At 73.0% G+C, this 1,402-nt stretch carries 2 protein-coding genes; both read left to right on the top strand.

What is annotated here, in order from left to right:
* A partial coding sequence (gene ftsR, locus E1298_RS46920; RefSeq protein WP_243726274.1) for a transcriptional regulator FtsR occupies positions 1-776 on the top strand: 776 nt, incomplete at its 5' end.
* A 142-nt stretch (positions 777-918) separates the two neighbouring features.
* Positions 919-1,389 (top strand): bifunctional nuclease family protein, encoded by a 471-nt coding sequence (locus tag E1298_RS46915; protein ID WP_131903799.1) that lies wholly within the window; start codon positions 919-921, stop codon positions 1,387-1,389.
* Positions 1,390-1,402: the final 13 nt, after the last annotated feature.

The following is a 1,402-nucleotide window of genomic DNA, read 5'->3' as shown; positions in this document are numbered from 1 at the left end:
GCGGAGGGGAGTACGGGGTCTCGGCGACGATGGGAGGGGCCATGAACGCGCAGCCAGCCCGGGCCCTGATGACGATCGGGGACGTTCTCGGCCTGCTCAGGCCCGACTTCCCCGATATCACGATCTCCAAGATCCGGTTCCTGGAGTCCGAGGGGCTGATCGAGCCGGAGCGCAGCCCGTCGGGCTACCGCAAGTTCGGCGCGGCCGACGTGGAGCGGCTCCGGTTCGTCCTGACCGCGCAGCGTGACCACTACATGCCGCTGCGCGTGATCAGGCAGCACCTGGAGGCGCGCGACCGCGGCGAGGCCGTCCCGCCGCTCGGCGCCCGCCGCGGCGCCGGCGGCCCCGAGCCCGCCCAGCGCCGGCCCCGCACGCTCGTGGCGGCCGACACGACCGCGGACGAGCCCGCCGTCCGGCTGACCCGCCGCCAGCTCCTGGACGGCGCCGGCATCGACGAGGACCTGCTCGCCCGGCTGGAGGAGTACGGCCTCGTCCGCCGGACCGGCACCCACTACCTGGGCGAGGCCCTCACCGTGGCGCGCGCCGCCGCCGCGCTCGGCGAGTTCGGCTTCGAGGTCAGGCACCTGCGCGTGGTGAAGGCCGCCGCCGACCGGCAGGTCGGGCTGATCGAGCAGATGGTGGCCCCGCAGCTGCGCCGCCGCGGCCCGGACGCCCACGAGCGGGCCGCCGAGACCGCGCGCGAGATCGCCGCGCTCTCCGTCCGCCTGCACGCCGCCCTCGTCTCCACGGGACTTCGTGAAAGCCTCGACCCCTGATCATGGACGCCGCGGAGGTTTTTGCCGTCCCGGCGGCGCCGCGCGCCGTCCGGGGCGGGGTGTACGTTGGCTACAGGGTTCGGTCAGGAATCGGTCCGGTGCACGTGGCGATCGAGACAGCGAGAACCAGCAGGGAGCCGCAGTGAAGCAGATGGAGGTCGTCGGCGTCCGGGTCGAGATGCCCTCCAATCAGCCGATCGTCCTGTTGAAGGAGTCGGAGGGCGACCGGTACCTGCCCATCTGGATCGGGGCGGTCGAGGCGACCGCGATCGCCTTCGCCCAGCAGGGGGTCCTGCCCGCGCGGCCGCTCACCCACGACCTGTTCCGCGACGTCCTGGACGCCCTCAGCGTGCAGTTGCGCACCGTGAACATCACCGCCCTGCGCGAGGGCATCTTCTTCGCCGACCTCATCTTCTCCAACGGCGTGGAGGTCAGCGCCCGGCCGTCCGACTCGATCGCGCTGGCGCTGCGCACCGGCGCCACGATCTTCGCGAGCGAGGACGTCCTGGAGGAGGCCGGGGTCGCCATCCCGGACGAGCAGGAGGACGAGGTCGAGAAGTTCCGCGAGTTCCTCGACACGATCACCCCCGAGGACTTCGGCCGCGCCGGCTGACCCGCCCCGCGCC

The organism is Actinomadura rubrisoli (genome assembly GCF_004349215.1).
In the GTDB taxonomy this organism is placed as follows: domain Bacteria; phylum Actinomycetota; class Actinomycetes; order Streptosporangiales; family Streptosporangiaceae; genus Spirillospora; species Spirillospora rubrisoli.
The sequence above is the reverse complement of the archived record's forward strand: the minus strand, read 5'-3'. Positions and strand labels throughout refer to the sequence as shown.